Here is a 1,565-nt window from a genome sequence, read left to right on the forward strand (position 1 = left end):
ATCAAACACAGCCCGACCGGTGAGGTGCGCTGCCGGCTCGACTGCGAGGCCAACGCTGTGCGCATTTCGGTGGCCAGCGCCAGCCGGCTGCCGGCGGGCTTCACCTTGGCGCAGGTGCCGCCGGGCATTTCAGGCCTGGGCCTGGTGCGGGCGCTGCTGCCCCGAAAAGGCTCGGCGATGACGCTGGAACAGTGCGGCGAAGAGGTCGTGGCGACCCTGCGGCTGGAGCCACCGGCGGTGGCGGTGCTGGAACCGTTGTGATTTCTGACGATTGGCCTGCCGGGGCTGAGTCAAAATCGGCGCAGAGATCCAACCCATGAACGCCGTGACCGCCGCCGCCAGCACCAAGGGAAAGATCCTCGTCGTCGACGACGACCGGCTGGTGTTGGCGACCGTGACCCACGGCCTGGCCCGCGCCGGCTACGAGGTGATCGACGCCGACAACGGCGACGATGCGATCCTGCTAGCCCGCCAGCACAAGCCCGACCTGGCGCTGCTGGACATCCGGATGGAAGGCAAGTCAGGCTTCGATGTCGCGGCCTACCTGCGCGCCTCGCTGGGTACCCCGTTCATGTTCCTGTCGGCCTTTGCCGACGATGACACCGTCGCCCAGGTCAAGGCGCTCGGCGCGGTGGCCTACCTCGTCAAACCGCTGGACATCGCCCAGATCGTGCCGACGGTGGAAGCCGCGCTGTCCAGCGTTCGCGCCCGCCGCGCCCCGATCCCCACCAGCCCGCTGCTGTCTGGCCCGGCCGTGGCGACGCCGGCGACCGGCCACGACCCCATCGCCGACCCAGTGCCGGTGGCCGTGGGCGTGCTGATGCACCGCTACTCGTTGCCGCGCGCCGAAGCGCTGGTCCGCCTGCAGCGCCTGGCCGAAACGGACGGGCGCTCGTTGCACGCCCAGGCCACCGCTTTGCTCGACGCGGTCGAGCTGCTGTCACGCCCCGCTTCGGGCTAGCCTAGCGTGAAGTAGAAGCGGGCGCCCTTGCCGACTTCGGCTTCGGCCCAGATATCGCCGCCGTGACGGCGGATGATGCGACGCACCGAGGCCAGGCCGACGCCGGTGCCTTGGAAATCGTTGGCGCTGTGCAGGCGCTGGAAGACCCCGAACAGGCGGTCGGCAAAGCGCATGTCGAAGCCGGCGCCGTTGTCGGACACCATCATCACGCGCTGGCCCTGGTGGTTGTCGTGGCGGAACTCGATCTTCGTCAGCGGGGCCTGGCCGCTGTACTTCCAGGCGTTGCCGAGCAGGTTCTCGAGTGCGATGCGCAGCAGCGTCGGATCGCCCTGCACCAGCATGCCCGGCTCGATCTGCACTTCGGCCACGCGCTCGGGGTGTTCGCGCTTCAGGTCTTCGATGATGTAGGTGGCCAGCTGCGACAGGTCGACCGGCTTGCGCGACAGCGGCTGCTGCTGCAGGCGTGACAAGGCCAGCAGCGCGTCGATCATGCTGTTCATGCGCGCGGCGGCGGCCAGCACGCGTTCCAGGTGGTCGTTGCCGATGCGGTCCAGAAAGCGCCCGTAGTCTTCCTTGAGGATGCGGGCAAAGCCTTCCACCACGC

General features: G+C 68.7%; 3 protein-coding genes. 2 read left to right on the forward strand and 1 reads right to left on the reverse strand.

Features of this window, described 5'->3' with window-relative positions; all coding sequences use genetic code 11:
* A partial coding sequence (locus AC1DYI_RS35165) for a hypothetical protein (RefSeq protein ID WP_477208729.1) occupies positions 1-261 on the forward strand: 261 nt, incomplete at its 5' end.
* 55 nt (positions 262-316) lie between these two features.
* Positions 317-961 (forward strand): response regulator, encoded by a 645-nt coding sequence (locus tag AC1DYI_RS35170; protein WP_477208730.1) that lies wholly within the window; start codon positions 317-319, stop codon positions 959-961.
* Here the strand turns inward: AC1DYI_RS35170 and AC1DYI_RS35175 are convergent.
* On the reverse strand, positions 958-1,565 hold a 608-nt coding region (locus tag AC1DYI_RS35175; RefSeq protein WP_477208731.1), incomplete at its 5' end, for a sensor histidine kinase. The genes AC1DYI_RS35170 and AC1DYI_RS35175 overlap by 4 nt on opposite strands.

It is taken from the genome of Ideonella sp. P3_A4, assembly GCF_056403075.1.

Excerpts from the sequence above, each read along its gene's own strand:
- AC1DYI_RS35170 (WP_477208730.1), top strand. The coding sequence starts at position 317 with ATGAACGCCGTGACCGCCGCCGCCAGCACCAAGGGAAAGATCCTCGTC.